Raw genomic sequence first — 21,290 nt, 5'->3', positions numbered from 1 at the left:
CTTGACGTTTGCGTTTGGCTTCACCCATCGGGTGAGTCTGCCAAATCAGCCAATCCCCGCGCCACTGCTGAATTCCCGCAGCATTGGCGCGGTGCAACTGCCGTTTTTAGGGTGAACGCAGCCCATTCGTCCGAGTGTGATCAAGCCGCAAACTCAGTCCTTGGATTGCGCTATCTGGAGATTGCCGTTAGCGACTCGGGCCTGCAGTCGTCGGTCAGCGCCACTCGAGTGTTGATTTCACAGGGGAAATCTTAGGCTGCCGTGTCAATCTGCAGGAAAGATACGACTACACACGTAATTGGATGACACCCGCCGGACGTGCCAGCGTGTTGTGTTGATCGCATTCTCCCGGCCATCCTGCTAAGGCCTTGGCAAGTTTCTACGCAAGAGTTCTGCAGACACGGCTTTGCGCAGCGTGTCAAGATCGAATGGCTTGGCTAGCACCGACTGGGGACCAATGAGGCGCTCGACGCTATTCATGTCCGCATAGCCCGTGACAAGCAATATTGGAATGTCTTCGTACATCGCGCGCGCATGAGCGATCAGCTCTGCGCCGTTCATGCGCGGCATCAGGTAGTCGACCAGCAGCAGGTCCGGCCTGGCCTTTTCCAGTTCGACCAAGCCTGCAGCGCCATCCGCTGCCTGGCGCACCCGAAAGCCCAGAACCTGAAGGGACTCGACCATGCTGCGGCGCACGCCGGGATCATCTTCCACCACAAGAATCTCCGCTTGAACTGCCATAGCGGGTTCTTGTGCCGCAATCAAGGCCTGTGTGCCGGCATTGTCCGGCGCAGGCGCGAGTGGAAAGCGCAGGCTGACAGTCGTTCCCGCACCGACCTCGCTTTGAACCTCAACGTTTCCGCCCGACTGCCGCGTGAAACCGTAGACCTGGCTCAGACCGAGCCCGGTGCCGGCATGCTGTTTGGTCGTGAAAAAAGGATCGAAGATCTTGTCCAGCAGGTTGTCTGCAATTCCTTCCCCGGTGTCACGCACTGCGACGCAGATTGAACCGAGGGGATACGCTGGTTCGGCGCTACCGCTCTGTGCTGCCGATGCGATGGTCGTATGAATCTCCAAGACGCCGCCCTGCGGCATGGCATCGCGAGAATTGACCGAGAGATTGAGGATGGCCATTTCCATCTGCGCTGCATCAGCGATGATAAAGGCCGGTGCGCAAGACAACGCAAGGGACAACTTGACGTGCGCCCCAACCGAGATCGAGATCAGTTCCGCCATGTTGCGGATCAGCGCGTTGGCGTCGTGCAGCTTGGGCACCAGGCTTTGCGTGCGTGCAAAGGAAAGCAACTGCCCCGTCAGGCGCGATCCGCGGTCCACGGCTTCCTTGGCCCGGCGCGCGCAGTCGCGCACCCGGTCGTCCTTGGCCTTCACGCGTTCAATCAATTGAAGGTTCAGGTTGACGACGTGCAGCAGGTTGTTGAAGTCATGCGCAATGCCACCGGTCAGGCGGCCCAGCGCTTCCAACTTCTGATTCTGGACGAGGGAGTTTTCAACGCGTTCGCGCTCCATGATCTCGTGCATCAGTCGATCGTTCGCGCTGGCAAGGTCAGCGGTGCGCTCGGAGATACGGGTTTCCAGTTGGTTGTTGAGTTGCTCGACGCTGAGCTTGGACGCGTGCAATTCAGCAAGGTGCTTGCGCGTGAGGTACTGGCGCTGCCGGGCCCGAAGTGCTGATTGCGCGGCACTGGCCAACGTGTCAGGATTGACGGGACGCTCAAGCAGTACAAGATTCGCGAGATCTTGCAGCGCGGACCTCGCACGGTCCGTTCGACGCACGGTCTGCCGCGCAGCCAGGACGACGAACGGGTAATCGGACCACGGTGGCTGGCGCCCGAGCAATGTGCGCAGCTGTTCGACGAGCCCATCGTCAAGAGTCTCTTCGGTGAGGATTGTCGCGGCCGAGTCGTCCAGGAGCTCGCAGAGTGCATGGCCATCGTGGCAGATGTGGACGTCGACCTGCCGCGTGCCGAGGACCTCGCTGATGACCAGAGCGTCCCGCCCGAACGGAGCCAGGATCAGTATCTGGTTTTCCACGCTCTTACGCCTGTTCCGCATCGCCGCCGAGTAGCGCGGTCATGCCGCGATAGCGCGGGACGCCCGCCATGACACCTTCGAAATCCGTGAGCGCTTCCCCGACCTCCAGACCCCCCGGGCCGAGCCGGAACTGATGAATTGTCGAAGCGTGCGCGCTGGTGCGGCTTTTGACCACCGACATCGCCTTGAGAAGCTGGCCACGGGCTTCGAAGTAGCGAAACTGCAGCATCGAATCGCTCAGGTAGCTCAGGTCAACGTCATTCGGCACATCGCCGGACAAGCCATGCTGGGACAGCACCATGATGGTTGTGACGCCCTGCAGATTGAGGTAGGTGAGCAGCTCATGCATCTGCAGCAGCAGGTAGTTGCTGCCCGGCATGGCGATCAGGTAGGCGTTGAGCGTATCGATCACCACCGTCGTTGCACCCTGCCGCTCGACCGCATCGCGGACACGGTGCGAGAACTGGCCGGCAGAAATCTCGGCCGGGTCGATAACGTGCAGAGCCAGTTGTCCTTCGGTGATGTAGCGTTCGATGTCAAGTCCGAGAGCGCGCGAGCGAAAAATCAGGGTCTTGACGCCTTCGTCGAACAGAAAAAAGGCCGCCTTGCGGCCCCGATCCATGGCGGCACGCGCACAGCACACGGCGGTCGTGGTCTTGCCCACGCCGGCGGGACCCGCAAACAGGAAGTTGCTGCCGGGGACCAGGCCGCCGCCCAGCAGCCGGTCGAGTGCGGTGTTGCCGGAGCTCACGGGTTCGCTCGCGTGCGCCCGGCCGTGCTCCTTCGCCACCAGTCGCGTGAACACCTGCAGCCCGCCCCGATCCAGGCTGAAGTCGTGCTCGCCCTCGCGAAAATGCACGCCGCGCAATTTCACCACGCGCAGGCGGCGCTTGTCGGGGCCGTAGGTGCCGGTGTTCTGTTCAAGGTGGATCACCCCGTGCGCAATGCTGTACAGGTGCATGTCGCCTGCGCCGCCCGACTGGTCGTCGAGCATCAGCACCGTGCACCGTTGCGTATGGAAGAAGCGCTTGAGCGCCAGAATCTGCCGGCGATATCGCAACGGGCTCTGGGACAGCAGCCGCATCTCCGAGAGACTGTCGAACACCACGCGCTGCGGCCGCACGCGTTCCACCAGCGCCATGATGCCGCGAATGGTCTCGCCGAGTTCGAAGTCGGAGGGGTGCAGGATGCTCTGTTCGGCTTCCGCGCTCAAGCCTTCGTCGCTCAGCAGATCGAAGATCTCGACGCCCTTCAGATCCCACCCGTGGGACGCTGCCCCTTGGGCCAGTTCGTCGGATGTTTCGGATAAGGTGACGTACAGGCCCTGCTGGCCAACGGCTCTTCCTTTAAGCAGAAATTGAAGACCCAAGGTCGTTTTTCCGGCGCCTGGGGTTCCTTCAACGAGGTAGAGGTGACCGGCAGGCAGTCCGCCGGCCAATACCTCGTCGAGGCCGGGGACACCAGTGGACTCAGGAAGCGACAGTTGCGAGGGCGAACGGACACTCATGGGGATTTAAGGTCAGTTAACAAACGCCCCGAAATCTAGTAGAAAAGGCTCGTTGACCGCGAGCGTCGCCGCACGCGCAATTTTGTAGGCAAATTTCTGAGGTGAATGTGGGGCGTCACCGCCGACGCCTTCGGCCGGCTCATGGTCCGCCCCCAGCGAGTGGACGCGCTCCAACGTCGCCTGGTGAAGCATCGCGCCGTTCTTCGCGATGCGGCGGGTCAGCGATGCGATGCGAATCGGCTTCTGGCCGGTCGTACATGCCGGCCACCGTTCCATTCGACGGGCGCCCACCTCAAATCTCCAGTCATCTCAGCAGGACGTTGCATCGGTTCCCGTCTCGGGTGGATTGCGACATCCAACTTTGCTCCCCGCAGGCGTCTGTGTGGTGAGCTTTTTCGGGGTTATGTTCATTTCATCCCCTCCCGCCTGAAAAGCCAGGCCCGCCAAGGCAGGGGAGGGGAGGGCAGGGCAGGGCCGCGCAGCCGCGCGACAAGTTGACATGGCTCCGTGCGGCGCGGCGCGGTGGCAGCCGCTCGCGTCAGGAGGTTCTGCGCCAGGAGGTTGCCATGGGATTTCTTTGTCCGTCGGGGGCGCGCCTGCCGCCGGTGGCCTTCTTGTTGGCCGACCAGGTCGAGCCCCGCAAGAAGATTGCGCGCCACCTTGGCGTGAGCCTGCGCACCCTGCAGCGCTACATCGCCGCCGGCCACGCGCCGCGCCCGGTCCAGCTCGCGCTGTGGTTCGAGAGCCGCTGGGGCATGTCGGCGCTGCACGAGCAGGCCTTCAACGAAGCCCGGCACGCGCGCGCCTGGGTCGCTTCGCTCGAGCGCGAGTGCGAGCGGCTGAGAGAAGTCGTTCGTGCCTATGAAAACGCCGAGGCGCAACCGGCGGCCAATAAGGCGGTTTTCACGTCGATCAGCCCCGTGGACTTGCAAGCACTCCTCGCCAGCAAAGTTGGCTTTGCGTTGCACTTCTACTCGAAGGCGGCGCAGCGTTTGAGATCTATTGCTGGCCTGTAGATGGCGGCTCGTCGTGCCGACATGGGGGCGGTTTAGCGTCGTCTGCCGCAGTCCAAGGCGCTATGAATTGAAGGCGGGCGCGCCACAACCAATAGCGTTGGACCTCAGTGCCAGATTGTCAGCGACGAGAGCACGGCCGGGCTCGCCACGTATGTCTTTGTTGGGCCCTGAGCCGACTTCTAGCTCATCTGATTCGACGCTCGAAAGCAGCCGCTCTAACGCGACATTTCCGGCTTGCCCGGCTTGCCCGGCTTGCCCCGCACCATCGATGCGATTCGCGTCGCACGGAAAGCTTGCACCAGCGTCGTTCGCCGGGGTTCAGACTTCACGGACATAGGTTTGCAGGTGCTCGCACGCGCTCTTGAACATATGGTCGAAATACAGGTCTGCCAGCGGACCTCCCGCCTCAACCGGCAAACGCGGCTCGATCGCGACGCGGTAGGTGAAATGCGTCTTGCCGGGCGCCACTTCCTCCAGCAGGTAGTCCTCGGCCAACGCGTTGGCCAGCGGCATAGACATACCTGTCAGGTAGAACGAGCAACGGCGATCCTGCTCCCAGCAGAAGAAGTGCTCGAATATGGTGGCCGTTGCCATCTTGACGGTTCGGGTCGCGCCGACGCCATGCGGCCTCGGACTTGTCCACTCAACCTTGTGGATGGCTTTGAACCACTTGGGCCACGAGTTTTCGTCATCAAAGATCGCAAACACCTTGGCCGGGGCCGCGTCCAAATCGACCTCGTGCCGGAAGCGCATTGGCGCCGTGTCGAAGAACGAGCTGTCCACGGGGTGGCAATCGAAGTGCATGGTGCGGCTCCAGTGTTGGTTGCAAAGCCATGATGCGTCTCAAGCCGACAGCATCGGTCTCCGCGCGCGACAGTGCAATCCGGACGTCCACGAGGCGTACACGTACGTAGAAATCCGCACTGCGGCCCCCTGAAGAGTGGCCTGAGGCGTTGTAGCGTTCGAGCAACGGAGCGACGTCACTCCGCACCAATGGGCTATATCGAAAGTGTCCGTGCGGCAGTAAGTTCTGTTTGGGCTCGAAGGGCGAATCTGTCTGTCCTCGAAGACCCTTGTCTCCGCTGCGGGGCTGAGAGGGCACGACCGTGGATGAACCCACTATATTCATCATTGACGACGACGAGGCTTGTCGAGATGTCGCTTGCGAGCTGATCAATTCCGTCGGGCTCGTAGCGACGGCCTTCAGTTCGGCGATCGAGTTTTTGGCGGCCTTCGACGCAACTTGGAAGGGCTGCCTGGTCTTGGACCTGCATATGCCCGGGATGAACGGGCGGGCGTTGCAGAAGCGACTGCAGGACATGGGAGTTGACCTGCCGATCGTGTTCATCAGCGGTAACGTGGACGTTCCAACGGCTTTCCATGCCATCAAAAATGGAGCGGTGGACTTCCCGGAGAAGCCCTATTCACAGCAGCAATTCCTGGACGCAATCGGCCAAGCCTTGCGGAGGGACCGCGCCTGAAGGCGTTTCATCAGTCCTCTGTTCGAGGCGGCGTGGCTCACCCCTCTCAGTCCAGCGCCGGACGAGCTTATTCGCTACGTGGCGGCGCCGCCTGCGTGCTCAGCGCCCGATCTGCGTCATTGAGGGCTGACGGAGTAGCGCACCACCACGCCGGCCGGATCGAAGTAGACGTAAAACAGATACGGCAAGTAGTTCTGCTGTATATGCCAGCTCCAGATCGCGCCGTCGAAGGATTCAACACGCGTCACTTGAAAGGGCTTGCCATAGGTGCGCAGGATGTCTGCCTCGCGCCATTTGCCGATCTGGATCGGGTTGTTGACCAACGGCGCGGCGAGTTCGGAACGCACGGCCACCACTTGCCCGGCCGCGTTCAGATCGACGTTGTTGACGTCGTGTCCATATGGCTCGGTTGAATACTGCAAGCGCTCGCCGCCATCGGGCAGCGGGTAGGTGGCGGTCGGCTTGCCCAACTGCTGCAGGGCCTGGGCGCGCGTAGAGCCGATGGCCAGGCGGGACGGGTCGCTGGCGCAAGCGGCCAGCAGCAGAGCCAGGACCGGCGGCAGCAAGAGCAGGTGGAAGGCTTTCATGGGCGTCTCCATGTCGAAGCTCGTACAGCCGTCATCGTAGCCGCGATGAGGTACCCGAGACCTGGTTGTGCCGGTACATGTGAGATTCGGTGAACCACCGGGCCTGTTCCGCCCGCCGACCATTTCCGCATCCGGCAATCCGTCTGGTCTCGGTGCAGCAGCCCATGAACCGATGTGCAGCCAGCTTGTGCAGAACGCGCTTCCGGTGACGCATGCGGGGCCCGCACTCAAGCCGTTGCGAGCAGGCCGCGAATGTCCGCTATCAGGCGAGTTCTGCGGCGCGGCTGACTGGCCGGTCTTGGCCAATTCTGTTGAAAAACTCCCTGGAAATTCAACCCGTCTCGACTATGTTGGTTGCATCTCATCGAGGAGTGCATCGACATGATGGGTCATCAAGGTGGCGTACAAGACAAGCTCTTCTACTCGTTCAACCTTGATGATCATGTTCCGCAAAGTCACCGGTTGAGGGGTATCGATCGGGTCTTCGATCTCAGCGACTTGCGCCAACACCTCGCGCCTTTCTATAGTCACACCGGGCGGCCATCGATCGATCCCGAACTGATGATGCGCATGTTGATCGTGGGCTACTGCTTTGGAATTCGTTCCGAGCGTCGGCTCTGCGAAGAGGTCCACTTGAACTTGGCCTATCGATGGTTCTGTCGGCTTGGCTTTGAGGACGCAGTTCCCGACCATTCGACGTTCTCCAAGAATCGGCACGGGCGCTTCCGCGATAGCGACGCATTGCGCCAAGTCTTCGAGAGCGTGCTGCGGCGCTGCATGAGCGAAGGCCTTGTACGAGGTGAAGGATTTGCGGTGGATGCCAGCATCATCAAGGCGACGCCAAACGAGGTCGCGGTGGCGTTGGAGCGGACACCTCCGAGTGGAGCAAGGGCGATGGGCCGAGCCGCGCTGTACGCGAATACCTTGCCGCCCTGGAAGAGAGCAATCCAACAGACGACGATTCCAATGACCCGCCGGGTGCCCCGACTTCGGAGAAGAACATCTCGCTGACCGACCCTGCAGCGCAATGGACTGCCGCCCCAGGTGGCCCCGCCTTCTACGCCTACTCAACAAACTACCTGATCGATCTTCAGGCAGGAATCATCATGGATGTCGAAGCAACACCCGCACACCGGACGTCCGAAGTGAACTCGACCAAAACGATGATTGATCGCGTGGAGGAACGCTTCGGCATGAAGCCACGACGCCTGGTTGGCGATACAGCGTACGGAACAGGCCCGATGCTCGGGTGGATGGTCGAAGACAAGGGCATCGCGCCGCATGTACCCGTGTTGGACAAGAGCGAACGCAAAGACGGTACGCTGTCGAGCAGTGAGTTCCGCTGGAATGAGCAAGCAACGAATACCGCTGCCCGCAAGGCCACGCGCTACTCAGCGATCGGCGCAAATTCACCAAGCCGCGCGACCGCATCACCAAGGCCGGAACGATCCTCTACAGCGCGAGTCAGCATGACTGCGCCGGATGCCCGATGAAGCAACAGTGCTGTCCCAACATGCTCAGCCGAAGGATCGCCCGCAGCGTGCATGAGCGATCACGGGATTTAGCCCGCGAGCTCGCCGACACGCCGCAGTACAAGCAGTCGCGGCGCGATCGAAAGAAAGTCGAGATGCTCTTTGCGCACCTCAAGCGCATTCTTACTCAGTAGTCGATAATTTAGGCTACAAAAGTCCCCCACTGCAATCGAATTGATGATCCAATAGCGCATGAAGCGAGATGGCCGCACGCTGGATCACAAGACGCTCGAAGAAATTCGCCTGATGGCGGTGGAGCGAGTTCGCGATGGCGAGAAGCCTTCTGCGGTGATCGCCGCCTACGGCTTCAGCCGCACCACGATCTACAAATGGCTCCAGGCCTCGTCGGGTCGAGGCAAAGGCCTCAAGGCATTGCGCGGCACGCGCGGCACCGGCCGACCGCGTACGCTGAGTGCCGCACAGGAGCGCCAGGTGTTTCGTTGGATCAATGGACGCGACCCGCGCCAGTACGGACTTGACTTCGGGCTGTGGACACGCGCCATTGTCGCGGCGCTGATCGAGCAGAAGTTCGGCGCGAAGATGGGGGCGACGGCCGTCGGTGCATTGCTGGCCAAGCTCGGGCTGACCCCCCAGAAGCCGCTACAGCGGGCCTACCAGCGCGATCCTCAAGCCATCGAGCGCTGGCAGCGTGAAACCTACCCCGGCATCGCTGCGGCTGCCAAGCACAGCGGGGGCGAAGTCTACTTCTGGGACGAATCGGGATTTCGCGCCGACACCGTGCACGGCAAGACCTGGGCGCCCAAGGGCAAGACCCCCGTCATCGAGCGGCCCGGCCAACGCCAGTCGGTCTCAGCGGCCTCGGCTGTCAACGCCAGAGGCGGCTTCTGGTTCGCGACTTACCAGGGTGCGTTGAATGCCGAACTGTTCATCGAATTGCTCAAGAAGATGATGAAGGGTCGCAGCAAGCCGGTGTACCTGGTGGTCGACGGACTGCCGGCGCACAAGAAAGCCAACGTGCGCGAGTACATCGAGTCCACCGGCGGCCAGCTGAGCATGCACATCCTGCCGGGCTACGCACCGGAGCTGAACCCGGACGAGCTGGTGTGGAGTCACGTCAAGCGCACCGGCGTGGCGCGCAATCCGTTGCGAGCGGGGGAGAAGCTCGAGATCCGCATCGACCAGCAGCTGCGCGACATGCAGAAGAATCGCAGACTTGTCCGATCATTCTTCCAAACGCCTTCTGTCGCCTATATTTCTGACTGCTGAGTAAACTCGACCGGCTGCGTCTACGAGGATTGAGCGGAGCACATGAAATTCTTGTTGCCGGCAACCGCTCAGAACCTGAGACGCATGGCAAAGCGATTGATGCCAAGCGTACAAGAAATGGAGTTCAAGACGGCAAGGAGCTTCGCGACAGTCGATGCTGATGACCATCTCGAAACCAAAAGGGCCAATGCCACGTATCGCGGGCGGGCCAGTGTTCGAGGCGAGTTTTTCAACAGAATTGGCCACAACCGGTCTTTAGGACCACGGACTTCAGTGATGACTATGTGCTACGTTGCAGACATCGGCGGTGACGACCTCGGCTCGAGGGAAAAGGGGAAAGTCGCCTCCAAGCACCTTGGGCCTCGCGCCGCCCCCAGTCGAGTTCGCTTTCGCCGAGTTCCCACTCAGAGGTCCAGCACGAGCATCGGGGATTTGGAGCGCGAACAGCAGGGTGTGAACTGGTCATTTTCCGCCTGCTCCTCTGGCGTCAAGTACAAGTCCTTGTGGTCGGGTTCGCCTTCCAGGACGCGCGTCAGGCAGGTGCCGCACACGCCTTGCTCGCACGAGGTGGCGACCTCGATCCCGGCGGCGGCAAGTGCTTGAACCACGGTCTGGTCTTTTGGCACCACGACAACACGGCCGGAGCTGGCGAGCTTGACCTGGAATGTGTCGTCGCTCTCGGACTTCACGATGTCGGCGCCGAAGAACTCGTAGTGCAGCTGGTCTTCGGTCCAGCCCGCAGCTCGGGCCGTAGCCAATACCCAATCCATGAAACCCTTGGGGCCGCAGACATAAAGGTGCACGCCCGGACGGCGCTGCGCAACCAGCTCGTCAATTCGCAGTTTCTGCGCCTCCGCACCGTCGTCGAAATGAAAAGCTACTTGCGGCGCGAAGCTCGAGCGTTCGATTCGCTCGCGGAAGGCGGCGCGATCGGGTGAACGTACGGCGTAGTGCATCTCAAAGGGCGCACCCGTCACCGCCAGTCGCTCGGCCATGCACAGGATCGGCGTGACACCGATGCCACCAGCCAGCAGGATACTGTGCGACGCGCCGTGCGTAAGCGGAAAGTGGTTCTTTGGCGCGCTGATGTGAAGCAGGTCGCCCTCGGCTACGTCGTCGTGCATCGCGCGGGAGCCGCCTCGCGAACCCGCGTCGCGCAGCACGCCGATCATGTAGCGATGCGACTCGCCCGGATCGTTGCATAGCGAATACTGGCGTGTCAGGCCTCCGGGCACTTGCACGTCAATGTGCGAGCCCGCGGAGAAGGCGGGCAGCGCGCGGCCATCCTCACTCACCAATTCGAAACTCGCGATCCCGATCGCCTCGGTCGTCTTGCGCTCGACGCGCACTCGCAGTTCTGCAGCATTCAATTGACACCTCGCGAGGAAAATGGTTAAGTCACGCCAAAGCGGCTGGCGCGCTGGCGGATACCGCTGAGCCGGCGTTTTGCTCGGCAGCCAATATGCGGTCGAGCACTCGGCGTGCCTGCACGCCGCCCGAGTCGATATTAAGTTTCAGCAATTGCCGCTCGGGATGCGCGAGCAGGTTCGCCTGCTGACGCTCGAGCATCTCGAGATCTTCCGAGAAGATCTTGCCCTGCCCCTCCCGGATGTTGGCCGTGAGTGCCTTGTCATGCGGATTGAAGTTGCGAGCCATGCCCCAGAAGTACCAGATCGAGGTCTCTGTTTCAGGTGTGATGAAGTCCACAACGATGCTCGAGGCTTTGACCTTCGGGTCGGCGCTGTAGCCGCCGTGGCCCGCGTGCGCCACGCCGACTTCAATGAGTACGTGGCTTGGCGGAGAGAACCGGCAGATCTGCCAGCGGTCGACCGGCACGTCGTCAGCCAGATGATTTCCGCGAAGGGCCATACGCCAGAACGGCGGCGCCATGATGTTTTCCATATGACGCTCGGTCGAGACCATGTCGCCTTCGGTGACTGTCTTGGTCGGCGTCTCGTCAATCTCGGGCTGGCCGATACTTGTCGCATGGACATAGGTCTCGTGCGTCAAATCCATCAAGTTGTCGATCATCAAGCGGTAGTCACAGTTGATGTGGAACAGCCCCCCGCCATAGGCCCACTCGGGGTTTTCAGCCCACTCGAGATGATGAAGCTGGGCCTCGTCGGCTTGGGCGGGGTCGCCGGGCCACACCCAAATGAAGCCCTGTCGCTCAACAACCGGGTACTTACGGATAGCCGGAAAACCTCGCACCCGCTGTCCAGGCATCGCCACCGTCTTGCCGTCGCAGCCCATCTCAAGGCCGTGGTAGCCGCAGACCAACTTGCCTTCGACGACGCGTCCGAGAGAAAGCGGGGCGCCGCGGTGCGGACAAAAATCCTCTAGCGCGGCAGCCTTGTTGTCGGGGCCACGGTAGAACACGATCGATTCGTTGCAGACCTTGCGGCCCAGGGGCTTGTCGTCGATTTCATCGGGCATGCACGCGACATACCAGGCGTTTTTCGGGAACATTGGAACTCCTTCTTTCATCGTGGTAGGTTGTGCGCCAATAGGTGGCGCACGGGGTCGTGATCAGTGAGCGGCAGCCAGGCGTTCCGCGCCTGCGTCTGCGGCGCCGCCCACGCGTGCGCGCAGCGCCAGGACGGTGAGCATCGCGGCGAGCAGCGGCAATGCGAACGCGTAGTACAGGTTCGCCGGGGTCCAGCCCTTGTCAAGGAGGACTCCGGCCGTCAACGGCGCAAGGATCGCGCCGATGCGGCCGATGCCGATGGCCCAGCCCATGCCCGTGCTGCGCATCGCGGCCGGGTACACCACCGGCGCAAAGGCGTAGAGGCCGGCCATCGAACCGAAGATGAAGGTGCCGATACCGAAGGCGATCGCGAAGGCCACCGTCAGGCTCGACGTGAAGTAGCCGAATGCGGCCATCGCAACCGCGGTCAGCACCATGCTCGAAGCGGTCAGCGTGCCCAGGTTCATCCGCGCAGCCAGCATGCCGAAGACGCTGCCGCCCACGATGCCGCCGACGTTCAGCAACACGCCGCCCGTAATGCCCTGCTGTGCGGACAGGCCTGCCTGCACCAGCAGCTTGGGCGTCCAACTCAAGGCAAAGTAGAAACTGAACATGAGCAGGAAGAACGCACCCCAGATCAGCAGCGTCTGCGCCAGCATGCCCGACGCGAACAACGCCGAGAAACTGTTCCTCCCCGTCAGAGCCACGTTCCCCTCGGGCATCGTCGGCAACTGCGTCAATGCCGGTCGCTTCATCTTGGCCAACAGCTTGTTGAGCTTTTGCAGGGCGCCGCGGGGCTGCCGGGTGATCAGGAAGTCGAAGGACTCCGGCAGCCGCCAGATGACTACGGGGATCATGGCCGCAGTGGCAACTCCGCCGAAGATGAACACCGAGCGCCAACCGTAATTCGCCAGCAGCACCGCTGCGATGCTGCCGCCGATGGTCGCGCCGATCGGATAGCCGGTTGCCTGCAACGCCACCGCGGTGCTGCGCCAGTGGTTGGACGAATATTCGGCAGTGATCACGCCCACGCTGGCCAGCATGCCGCCAATGCCCACGCCCGTGATCGCGCGCAGAGCCCCAAGCTGCCAACTGCTGGCTGCGAAGCCCGAGGCCAGCATGCCCAGCGCAATCAAGACCAGGCAAAGCAGGATGATCGGCTGGCGGCCGAAGTGATCGGCCCACGGCGCGAGGAAAAGCGAACCCGCGGCCATGCCGAAAAGGCCAGCGCTGAAGAGCACGCCGAGCTCGGCACCGCTCAACTTCCACTCGGCGGAGATCGAAGCGGCGGTAAACGCCATGACCAACACGTCGAAACCGTCGAGCATGATCAGCATGATGCAGGCGGCGATGGCCGCCCACTGGAACGGCGTCATCGCACCTTCGTCGATGGCCCGGCGCAGGTCGGCGCCCTTCGAAGAGGGATTCATTAGTTTGTCTCCTTGCGGCACTGACGCCCCAGGCGCCGCCAATCGATTATATTTTGAGCGTGCTCAATATTAACCATGCTCAAATTTAGCGTCAACCAATCTAACGTTGCGCTTTGTAAGCGCCAGGCCATGTCAGGGAAAATCGCCAAGTCGTATGGTTACGCTCGCACATCAACAACCTGCCAAGGAGACCAGAAGGTCATGCCCAAGCCGCTCAAGTCCGATCCGTCGCCCCATCTTGGATTACGCGAACGCAGCAAGGTCGACAAGCGGCGTCGAATCATGGAGGCCGCGCGCGCCTTGTTCATCGAGCATGGGTACGATGCCGCGACCACACGTGAGATCGCCCAACGCGCTGACGTGTCGACCGGGACAGTGTTTGTCTACGCCCGGGACAAGCGCGACCTGCTGCTGCAGTTGGTCAACGACGACCTCGACGCCGTCAATGCCAAGGCGCAAGCGCTGATAAGCAAACCCGGAGTGCTGCTCGAACGCCTGCTGGCGTACTTCAAGCTACGTTATCGCTACTGGGCCAATGAACCCCGATTGGCCCGACCCGCGTTGCGCGAGACGGCAGAGTTTCTGGCGTACGCTGAGACGCCCGGCGAGGAGGCCCATCGCTTCTATGCGCGCTCGCCTCTGAGCCTCGGGCACATTCAAGAGATGGTGCGCGCCTCCCAGGAAAGCGGCGAGGTCGTGGCCGACGTCTCGACGGAGGAGGTGGCTTCACTGATCTTCAGTCTCTATCTTATCGAGGTGCGACGGTGGCTGCGCGACGACACGCCACGGCTGTCGACGGGCATGGAGCGACTCGAGATGGTCCTCAACCTGCTTCTACGTGGTATTTTGGTCGTTCGCGGTTGACGCCGGCCTGGCAACGGGCAAGCTCATCAAGGGGCTTTGTCACGTTGGTGATGACGGGTTGAAAAGCTGGCAAAGGATTGATTGGCTCAGAAGGCTCGCGCTCACGGGTGGTTTGATGGCTGCTGATCTCGGCACGGTTGTTCACGCGCAAGCAGGAGAGCATCCATTTCCTGGGGGTGTGAAGTGCAGCAAAGTAAGCTTTGGAGATGGACGGGGCATGTCCTGGCCAAGAGGTGCTGCAGCTGCGCGTCGTGCTGCGCGGCATCAGTCCGCTGATCTGGCGACGCCTCCTGGTGCGTAGCGATACAAGCATCGCCCGGCTTCACCAGATCCTTCAGGTTGCGTTCTCCTGGCAGGACATTCACTTCCACCGCTTCGAGATTCGCGGTCGCGAGTACGGACTCAGTCAGCAGGGCGGCGTGGTGTTCGACACCGACGCGCACAGAGCTCTGATCGGCCACTTGGAGCTGCGGCGCCTTGAGCGATTCACCTATGAATACGACTTCGGCGATTTGTGGGTGCACGACCAGCCCTTGCTCCTCGCGCACGGGGTAAAGCCAATAAGGCTGCCAGTCGATCTTCACGTTGTGCTCGGCTGCGAGCTTGCGCGCTACGCTCAGATAGGAGTACGTGCTAGCGTAGTCCAACCACAATTCGATCTTTCCATCGCAGGACTCCTTGCAGCGGCGAACTGCGCAGCTACATCGCGCAGCATCCGCCGCCTTCGAATCGGCGCAGCACGCCGTTTGCGCCCGATTTTTGCATTCCTCGCAAGGTACGACAGGGCGTTGCGCGACAGCGCGTGTGACCAAGCGTTCGAGGTTTGGCGCGGGGCTGCAAGGGGGAGACGGCGTGGCATCTCGGGCTTCCGCGCGCTCACAACGATTGGTGATGACGCCCCACCGCTGACGCCTGATCCTTGGGCACCCAGAGTTCACAAAGGCTCCTTATGCGTGTCGCGATCCTCCCCGTCTACTGCGCCGGCACCCAGCGGAAGTCCACCTTCAGCAAGGCCTGGCTCGAGCGCGTGGCGAGCGAACCGGATGCCTACTTCACCGCCCAGTCAGGTGGCCGGGTCTCGCTAACCTTCAAGGTGTTCGATTGGCAGCAGATCGCGATGACCCCGAAGGAATGGGTGGATGCTGGCTTTCTAGTCGGGCGCAAAGTCTACGAGGCGATGATTTCCGACATGCTGCTGTCTCGCGATGACTTCGACCATTTCGTCGTCCAAATGTCCAAATTGACGACGCCGGCCAGCTAATTGTCGCCAACCACTCGATGTGACAACGCCCGTGGCCTGAGTGCTTCAGATTGGACCGGATGGGTCTTACAAGTCGAATATGCCTTGCGCAGTCCCGCTGCTGAAGGCGAGGATGAGCGAAGGATCGGCGGCTACGACACGCGCCAGTCGCTCGCTCCGGCTGGCGTCGTCTTCGACCAAGGCGACTTGTGTGGGGTCTGCATGGCTGACTCTACGGCTGTATCAGCCGCTGACCTCGCTCGCGAGCACGTCATCGTCCTCGCGCTCCTTGCTATCCGATCGCGGGCTCGCACTTATTTTGCGGATTCGGGCTTGGTCGGCTGAATGAGGCTTCAATGCGAGAGTCTTGGCGCATTCGCCCGGCGGCGGCGGAGGGAACCAACGGCCGCGTTGGAGCGTGAGGGTAACGGTTTGGCAGGGCGTGTCCGAGTCGCGGTTGAAAAGCCCAACGACGACGGACCCCGTCATTCCGTCTGCGTCTTCGATATCGATCAAGACATAATTTCCGGACGCCTCGCCACCGCGCGCACCAGACGCCAACACCTGAACGATCGAAGAGCCTGGCTTGACGGGGCCGCCGTACGAGTTGCGGTGAATGTCGCCGGCGAGATAGAGGATGGCGCGTTTCGTCTCGGCTGCCTTGTCGATGAACTGTTTGTAGTCGGGAAATTCCACGCGCTCGCCGGTCGCGTCGGTCCTTGAACGCCTGCCCGTTTTGAAGCGCCCGTAGTGGTGCATCGGCGAGCTACCAGCAATGATCAACAGGCCGGCGGCGCTGCCGAGGATTTCTAATTGAGCTTGGCCTTGGGTCTGATCCAATGGACTTGATCCCACTTCGCCGATGGCAGTCCTTTTGCTGCGCTTTTCAAGCACGAGAAGCCTGATTTTGCCGGTCATAGTTGACACGGGCAGTGGTACGTCCCAGTCCAAGTAGATATGGTCACCCAAGAGCAGCAACGCATCCGGCTGTTTGCTTTGGATGTTGTTCCAGAACGGCTGAGAGCCGTAGTCGTCCGCATCCATACACGAGGTCAAGGCGATTCTCATGATTGCTCCCTGATGAGCAGCTGGCCCGAAGCAGCCAAGCACCGAATAAGGCTACCGCGTTACCGGCGAGCATGCGCCGTGCATGTGTGCGTTGACAGCGTAACGCGATCATGCTAGGAATGCCCCACTTCAGTGGGAACGAAGGGTGAGCCTACCCGCTATCGGGCGGCACCATCAGTGAGAGGCGAAAACATTTCGAAGTAGTGCGCTTAGCAAGGCAGGGGTCGGATCGAGAACACCACCAGTGATCAGCATCGACGCCCTCGCGCGCGTGAAGTAGTCCATGGGAATCTCGGTCATGCCGTGCAACTGAGGCGCTGCGTGCGCCTGAACGAAACCGTTCCGCAGCGCTTGCGCCGAACGTTCCAGTCGAAGCCCTGCGCCAGGCGGTGAACGTGTCGCCTGTCTGTTCGGGGTACCGGCGCAGGTCGTAACTGGCTAGGCACGTGGCCGCTTCCGCGCGCGTTCTTGTTGGCCAACGCAACGATGGCCACGTTCTTGCCTCACCGTGCCAGCAGGCCGCCGAGCCACCCATCGATTTTTCTTTCGCTGAGCGGCATAGATGACGGAGCGTGCACTGTGAATCACTACAGTGCGCTGCAGCTCCGACACGGGGCGCAAAGCGGCGGCGGGCGATGAGACGGGCCACGCCCATGCCGGCGCTCGAGGGGCTTCTTTCCTCGGCATTCTCAGCATCTAATCTCAGGGTGTCCGGCATCGACAACATCGCGTTCTTCCGTGAGGGGATCGCGCATTCAGGTCTGGCCACCCCTTCCGTCGCTCAGCGCCTGCCTGCCGATTTCACGTGAGCAACAACTCTGACAATTCAGATGAAGCGTACCCTGCTCTTCATGTTTCAGAAAGGCATTCAGTGTGAACAAGACCGAACTTATCGCCGCAATCGCAGCCGACACGGATCTCAGCAAGGCCGATGCGGCCCGTGCATTCGATTCAGCACTTGAAAACGTGACACGCGCGCTGTCGCGCGGTGAGTCCGTGCAGTTGATCGGGTTTGGCAATTTCTCCGTGTCAAGGCGCCCCGAACGCACTGGGCGCAACCCATCGACCGGCGAGCCAATGACGATAAAGGCGACCAATGCGCCAAAATTCACTGCGGGCAAGGCGCTGAAGGAAGCTGTCAACGCGTGAGCGCAGCGCGACGACCTACCTGCGCTCGAGGTTTCGAAAGCGCTAATCTGAATGAGACCCTTATCACCCAGATCGTCGCGCCACACGGTGATGAAGCCGAAGCCGAGTCTGATCCTTCTCTCGGGGGATGCGCAAACACCCGCTATCGCTAAAGTCATTTCATGGGCGCGAAGCGCGTGCGTTGCCGTAGGAGGCGACATGACATCGAATTCAAGAGTTCATGGCAACGCTTCATGCTTGAGGATACGACCTTCGCAGCGTGCGGGATGCGCGATGGTCGTGCTTGCACTCTCCACCCTTGCAGGCAGGGCCCAGTCCGGCCCGCAGCAGCAGGCCGCCATACCGATAGAAGATCTCAAAGGCGCCTACCTTGCCTGCGACCGCGCGGCCACGCGCACGGTGCCCGACGGCGCGGCAGTCAGTCTTTGCTCGCGCAATGCCGAGGAACTGCTTAGGCGCGGCTTCGGGGGTGATGTCGACACGCTGCTTGGATGGTGGCGCAAGGCGAAGGAGGCCCCCGAGGCCAAGTATGGCGCCGAGCCTGCGAGCGGACCTTCGGAGTCGGAGCTTCCGGGCCAGACGAGCCGGCACTAGTACCACATCCAAAGCCGGCTCGACTGGTGTTCGAGGCGATCGTCTACGTGCTGCGTACGGGCTGCCAGTGGAAGGCGCTGCCCAAGGAGCGCTTCGGCAGCGCAAGCGCCATCCACAAGCGATTTCTTGAGTGGGAGGCCGCGGGATTCTTCGAGGCTCTGTGGAAGGCGGGCTTGGCCGAATACGACCAGATGCAGGGCATTGCCTGGCGCTGGCAGAGCATCGACGGCGCGATGATGAAGGCGCCACTGGCACAGGAAGCCGTGGGCCCCAACCCGACGGATCGGGGGAAAAAAAAGAAAGCAAGCGCCACCTGTTGGTGGACGGCCGTGGCGTCTCGTTGTCGCTCGTCGTGACAGGGGCCAACGTCCATGACTGCAGGCGGCTTGGCGACGAGCTCGCAGCCATCGTCGTCAGGCGCAAGGATCCGCCATATCGGCGACACAAACATCAGTGCGCCGACGCGGGCTACCGTGGAGTCGAGCACCTTCGCACCATCGAGCGCAACGGCTACATCCCTCACGTCGTTGGTCGACGTACCGAGGCCGACATCAAGCAGCGCGATCCGACCAAGAAGGCACGGCGCTGGGTCGTCGCGGTCTGCCATAGCTGGTTCAACCGCTTCCGCAAGCTGCTCGTGCGCTACGAGAAACTCGAGCGCAGCTTCGTCGCCCTCAACCACCTTGCCGCCGCCATCATCGCCTTCCGCAAGGTACCTGCCGACGTCAACATAATTTACGGATAAGCTCTTAGATTGGGCGTTATTCGCCGGGACACACCGGCAATCTGCGATAGCAGGAAACCCCCAGCATGTTGACGCGCCGATGGAGCGCGGCAGGAACGTGCCAATAGTTGCGGCTGCTGCGATGTCGTCCCAAGGATGGAAGCGCTGGAATCGATTCGCTCGCAAGGCTGGTCGATCGTGGCGCGTCGACGAAACCTACGTGAAGATTCGCGGCAAGTGGAGCTACCTCTACCGGGCCGTCGACCGCGAGGGGCAGACCGTGGACTTCCGCCGCCTGAGTGTCAATCGCGATGTGAAGGCGGCGAAGGCGTTCTTCCGAAAGGCGCTGAAGACAAGGCCGCGCACCCGTGAGCATCACATTGGACGGCTACGCCGCTCGCACCGCGCAGTGCGAGAACTGCCAGCGCAGAGCACGCGCTGGAAACACACGCGGCTGCGATCATCCAAGTATCTCACGGATGCAATTGACAAGAGGTTTCAGGTGTTCCCCTCCTTGGAAGACGGTATTTGTGTGCCTGCGGGTTGATCTCGCCACGCTGCTACGAAGCGCCGGTACTCTTGCTCTGCCAACCCGAGCCATGCTCGTTCCTTGTCGCGCACGACTTGCAGGCTGTAGTCGCTTGCAGGACCGGGCTTGTTGCCACCGCGGCGTGACGCGTGCCCAGCTTTTAGCTCGAGGTTGCGCAGCTTCCATTGAAGGAGCGCCGGTCGCGTCCAGGCGTAGTCCTCGTTCTTCGTCAGCATGTGCCAGACCAGAACGGCAAGCTTCCTGGCTGTGGCGACGGCGGCGACCTGCTTGCCTCGCTTGAGGCTGATGCGCTGGCAGAAAGCGCTCAGCGGACCCGGCGCCGACGCCAGAGCCCAGGCTGCTTCGACCAGCATTCCTCGGGCATGCCCCCGGCCTCGGTGCGTGATGTGTCCGTGGTAGGCGGGGTGGTCGCCGGACTGGTGCACGCTCGGATTGAGCCCGAGGTAGCTCACGAGCTTCTGGGGACTGGAAAAGCGCTTGATGTCACCAATGGCCGCCAGCACGCTGGCAGCCACGATCGAGTTGACACCGCCGATGGTCATCAGCCGCTTGACGTTCGGATCGTCGAGCGCGCGCTGCGCCAACTCCTTGTCAACGACGGCGAGTTCCGCTGCCAGGCGGCCAAGCTCGTCGTGGTGGCGCAGCGCCACGCGCCTCTGGTCCGGCGGCAGGGGCAACTCTTCCAGGCGCGCACGCCCCTTCTTGCCGTAGATGCGTCCCGTCTCGCGTGGGATCAGGTTGGCGTGAAGGATGGACTGGATCCGGTTCTTCAGCCGCGTCATCTGCGACACGAGCTGGGCGCGCTCGGCAATGCAGCGGCGCTGCAACTCGACCTCCTCGCCGGGCATCCACACCTCGGGCAGGAACTGCGCGGCGTGCAGGCGTGCGAGCGTCGCGGCGTCGATCTTGTCAGTCTTGACCTTGGCACATGCGATCGCGCGCACCTGCAAGGGATTGGCGATGGCCACGCGATGCACGAACGGCGTCAACAGCCGAACGATGACCGCCGTGTTGCCGGTGGCCTCCAGCACGACGTCGTCCTCCTTGGTCAGCGTAGCGCCAAAATTCAGCACCGCATCACGGGCCATCGCGAAGCGGCCATGGTCCTTGACCAGGCCGTTCTCCAGGATCGCGACCTGTGCGAAGTTGCGATGAACATCCAAGCCGATGACTCTCATAGGCGTCTCCTGCAGTGTTGAACAAACACGGCGGAAGCTTGCGGACAACACGACACTTACGGATTCGCGCTCGCAGCGCAACCGGGCAGATCGAAGGGGCAGCCAGTTAACAACCCGAGCTCGCACTCATGAGATACACCGGCCTGCCCGCAAAGCATGCTCCCGTCGCCCCTATCCCGGTGCGAGCACGATACTCCGCCGAGGCATCGACCCGAGCGCCGGGATGGCGCGCGGGTTAAGCATGCCGGGTAACAACATGATCGGGCAAGACCATCGGGGCGTGAAGTCGCGCATCAACCCCATGCTCGGCTTCAAGGTCTTTGACCGAGCGGCGGTGACGATCGCTGGCGTGGAATTACTGCATCGCATTCGCAAGGGACAGTTCAATCTTCACCGGTTGCGCCTTCAATGCCAATCCGCGCCCGCGATCTGGAACGCGGTGATTTCGGCCTGACCGCCTCTGCACCATGACCGGTCATGGCGGGGCCGTTCTTGACGTGGGCGCCTGCGACGTGACCTGCCATCGGTGGCAAGTGCAGCAGCATGGTGAAACGGGTCGTCCGTTCGACTATGGTGCCGATCGCAGCAGAATCGCTGAAAGATGACAAGCCGCGGCGCGATCAT

At 61.8% G+C, this 21,290-nt stretch carries 21 protein-coding genes and 4 pseudogenes; 14 read left to right on the top strand and 11 right to left on the bottom strand.

Annotated features, from left to right (window positions below):
- Nucleotides 1-360: 360 nt before the first annotated feature.
- From QTI66_RS37330 to QTI66_RS37320, 3 genes are read right to left on the bottom strand one after another with little or no spacing between them, the layout of a single operon-like run.
- Nucleotides 361-2,052, bottom strand: coding sequence for a response regulator (locus QTI66_RS37330; protein WP_286565419.1), 1,692 nt, complete (start codon nucleotides 2,050-2,052; stop codon nucleotides 361-363).
- Between the two features lie 4 nt (nucleotides 2,053-2,056).
- Nucleotides 2,057-3,559: an ATPase domain-containing protein gene (locus QTI66_RS37325; protein WP_286565418.1), complete on the bottom strand. Its 1,503-nt coding sequence runs from the start codon at nucleotides 3,557-3,559 to the stop codon at nucleotides 2,057-2,059.
- A gap of 12 nt (nucleotides 3,560-3,571) precedes the next feature.
- Nucleotides 3,572-3,850, bottom strand: a complete 279-nt coding sequence (locus tag QTI66_RS37320; protein ID WP_286565417.1) for a hypothetical protein — start codon at nucleotides 3,848-3,850, stop codon at nucleotides 3,572-3,574.
- A 326-nt stretch (nucleotides 3,851-4,176) separates the two neighbouring features.
- On the opposite strand from QTI66_RS37320, the gene QTI66_RS37315 reads away from it, so the two are divergent.
- Nucleotides 4,177-4,575: a hypothetical protein gene (locus QTI66_RS37315; RefSeq protein ID WP_286565416.1), complete on the top strand. Its 399-nt coding sequence runs from the start codon at nucleotides 4,177-4,179 to the stop codon at nucleotides 4,573-4,575.
- Nucleotides 4,576-4,893: 318 nt separating this feature from the next.
- On the opposite strand, the gene QTI66_RS37310 is transcribed toward QTI66_RS37315, so the two are convergent.
- On the bottom strand, nucleotides 4,894-5,379 hold the full coding sequence (locus QTI66_RS37310; protein WP_286565415.1) for an SRPBCC family protein: 486 nt from the start codon (nucleotides 5,377-5,379) through the stop codon (nucleotides 4,894-4,896).
- Nucleotides 5,380-5,681: 302 nt separating this feature from the next.
- Between QTI66_RS37310 and QTI66_RS37305 the strand changes: the two genes are divergently transcribed.
- The gene (locus QTI66_RS37305) at nucleotides 5,682-6,056 is read left to right on the top strand and encodes a response regulator transcription factor (RefSeq protein ID WP_286565414.1); all 375 of its coding nucleotides are present in this window, start codon (nucleotides 5,682-5,684) and stop codon (nucleotides 6,054-6,056) included.
- A gap of 116 nt (nucleotides 6,057-6,172) precedes the next feature.
- Here QTI66_RS37305 and QTI66_RS37300 read toward each other — a convergent pair whose 3' ends face one another.
- Entirely contained in the window at nucleotides 6,173-6,643 is a 471-nt protein-coding gene (locus QTI66_RS37300) for a hypothetical protein (RefSeq protein WP_286565413.1), read from the bottom strand.
- A gap of 381 nt (nucleotides 6,644-7,024) precedes the next feature.
- On the opposite strand from QTI66_RS37300, the pseudogene QTI66_RS37295 reads away from it, so the two are divergent.
- Nucleotides 7,025-8,300: pseudogene (locus tag QTI66_RS37295) on the top strand (transposase); the annotation flags it as partial.
- Nucleotides 8,301-8,367: 67 nt separating this feature from the next.
- Nucleotides 8,368-9,402 (top strand): IS630 family transposase, encoded by a 1,035-nt coding sequence (locus QTI66_RS37290; protein WP_286565412.1) that lies wholly within the window; start codon nucleotides 8,368-8,370, stop codon nucleotides 9,400-9,402.
- Nucleotides 9,403-9,806: 404 nt separating this feature from the next.
- On the opposite strand, the gene QTI66_RS37285 is transcribed toward QTI66_RS37290, so the two are convergent.
- The 3 genes from QTI66_RS37285 to QTI66_RS37275 are packed head-to-tail and all read right to left on the bottom strand — an operon-like array spanning nucleotide 9,807 to nucleotide 13,299.
- Nucleotides 9,807-10,772 carry a PDR/VanB family oxidoreductase gene (locus QTI66_RS37285; protein ID WP_286565411.1) on the bottom strand — a complete coding sequence of 322 codons (966 nt, stop codon included), beginning with the start codon at nucleotides 10,770-10,772 and terminating at the stop codon, nucleotides 9,807-9,809.
- Nucleotides 10,773-10,800: 28 nt separating this feature from the next.
- Nucleotides 10,801-11,871: an aromatic ring-hydroxylating dioxygenase subunit alpha gene (locus QTI66_RS37280; RefSeq protein WP_286565410.1), complete on the bottom strand. Its 1,071-nt coding sequence runs from the start codon at nucleotides 11,869-11,871 to the stop codon at nucleotides 10,801-10,803.
- A gap of 60 nt (nucleotides 11,872-11,931) precedes the next feature.
- Entirely contained in the window at nucleotides 11,932-13,299 is a 1,368-nt protein-coding gene (locus QTI66_RS37275; RefSeq protein ID WP_286565409.1) for an MFS transporter, read from the bottom strand.
- A 201-nt stretch (nucleotides 13,300-13,500) separates the two neighbouring features.
- Here QTI66_RS37275 and QTI66_RS37270 point away from each other — a divergent pair, with 201 nt between their 5' ends.
- The 3 genes and pseudogenes from QTI66_RS37270 to QTI66_RS37260 all read left to right on the top strand — a co-directional run bounded on the left by QTI66_RS37270 (nucleotide 13,501) and on the right by QTI66_RS37260 (nucleotide 15,424).
- Nucleotides 13,501-14,163, top strand: a complete 663-nt coding sequence (locus tag QTI66_RS37270; RefSeq protein ID WP_286565408.1) for a TetR/AcrR family transcriptional regulator — start codon at nucleotides 13,501-13,503, stop codon at nucleotides 14,161-14,163.
- A gap of 206 nt (nucleotides 14,164-14,369) precedes the next feature.
- Nucleotides 14,370-14,630 (top strand): annotated as a pseudogene (locus QTI66_RS39780) (plasmid pRiA4b ORF-3 family protein); the annotation flags it as partial.
- A gap of 482 nt (nucleotides 14,631-15,112) precedes the next feature.
- Nucleotides 15,113-15,424: a hypothetical protein gene (locus QTI66_RS37260; RefSeq protein ID WP_286565405.1), complete on the top strand. Its 312-nt coding sequence runs from the start codon at nucleotides 15,113-15,115 to the stop codon at nucleotides 15,422-15,424.
- Nucleotides 15,425-15,646: 222 nt separating this feature from the next.
- Here QTI66_RS37260 and QTI66_RS37255 read toward each other — a convergent pair whose 3' ends face one another.
- Entirely contained in the window at nucleotides 15,647-16,471 is an 825-nt protein-coding gene (locus tag QTI66_RS37255; protein WP_286565403.1) for a hypothetical protein, read from the bottom strand.
- A gap of 653 nt (nucleotides 16,472-17,124) precedes the next feature.
- On the opposite strand from QTI66_RS37255, the gene QTI66_RS37250 reads away from it, so the two are divergent.
- The 6 genes and pseudogenes from QTI66_RS37250 (at nucleotide 17,125) to QTI66_RS37225 (ending at nucleotide 19,485) form a co-directional block, all read left to right on the top strand.
- Nucleotides 17,125-17,280 (top strand): hypothetical protein, encoded by a 156-nt coding sequence (locus QTI66_RS37250; protein WP_286565402.1) that lies wholly within the window; start codon nucleotides 17,125-17,127, stop codon nucleotides 17,278-17,280.
- 64 nt (nucleotides 17,281-17,344) lie between these two features.
- On the top strand, nucleotides 17,345-17,620 hold the full coding sequence (locus QTI66_RS37245) for an HU family DNA-binding protein (protein WP_286565401.1): 276 nt from the start codon (nucleotides 17,345-17,347) through the stop codon (nucleotides 17,618-17,620).
- A 279-nt stretch (nucleotides 17,621-17,899) separates the two neighbouring features.
- Nucleotides 17,900-18,214: a hypothetical protein gene (locus QTI66_RS37240; protein WP_286565421.1), complete on the top strand. Its 315-nt coding sequence runs from the start codon at nucleotides 17,900-17,902 to the stop codon at nucleotides 18,212-18,214.
- On the top strand, nucleotides 18,112-18,570 hold the full coding sequence (locus tag QTI66_RS37235) for a transposase (protein ID WP_286565400.1): 459 nt from the start codon (nucleotides 18,112-18,114) through the stop codon (nucleotides 18,568-18,570). Before QTI66_RS37240 ends, QTI66_RS37235 begins: the two co-directional genes overlap by 103 nt.
- A pseudogene (locus tag QTI66_RS37230) lies at nucleotides 18,504-18,959 on the top strand (IS5 family transposase); the annotation flags it as partial. The gene QTI66_RS37235 and the pseudogene QTI66_RS37230, both read left to right, overlap by 67 nt.
- A 199-nt stretch (nucleotides 18,960-19,158) precedes the next feature.
- Complete coding sequence (locus QTI66_RS37225) at nucleotides 19,159-19,485, top strand: DDE-type integrase/transposase/recombinase (protein WP_444815095.1); 327 nt, start codon at nucleotides 19,159-19,161, stop codon at nucleotides 19,483-19,485.
- On the opposite strand, the gene QTI66_RS37220 is transcribed toward QTI66_RS37225, so the two are convergent.
- Complete coding sequence (locus QTI66_RS37220; protein WP_286565420.1) at nucleotides 19,437-20,651, bottom strand: IS110 family RNA-guided transposase; 1,215 nt, start codon at nucleotides 20,649-20,651, stop codon at nucleotides 19,437-19,439. The genes QTI66_RS37225 and QTI66_RS37220 overlap by 49 nt on opposite strands.
- 238 nt (nucleotides 20,652-20,889) lie before the next feature.
- Between QTI66_RS37220 and QTI66_RS37215 the strand changes: the two genes are divergently transcribed.
- Nucleotides 20,890-21,120 carry a DDE-type integrase/transposase/recombinase gene (locus QTI66_RS37215; protein ID WP_444815094.1) on the top strand — a complete coding sequence of 77 codons (231 nt, stop codon included), beginning with the start codon at nucleotides 20,890-20,892 and terminating at the stop codon, nucleotides 21,118-21,120.
- Here QTI66_RS37215 and QTI66_RS37210 read toward each other — a convergent pair.
- A pseudogene (locus tag QTI66_RS37210) lies at nucleotides 21,116-21,256 on the bottom strand (IS30 family transposase); the annotation flags it as partial. The gene QTI66_RS37215 and the pseudogene QTI66_RS37210 sit on opposite strands and share 5 nt — an antisense overlap.
- Between the last annotated feature and the right edge of the window lie 34 nt (nucleotides 21,257-21,290).

Origin of the sequence: Variovorax brevis, assembly GCF_030317105.1 — a bacterium.
GTDB lineage: Bacteria > Pseudomonadota > Gammaproteobacteria > Burkholderiales > Burkholderiaceae_C > Variovorax > Variovorax brevis.
The sequence above is the reverse complement of the archived record's forward strand: the minus strand, read 5'-3'. Positions and strand labels throughout refer to the sequence as shown.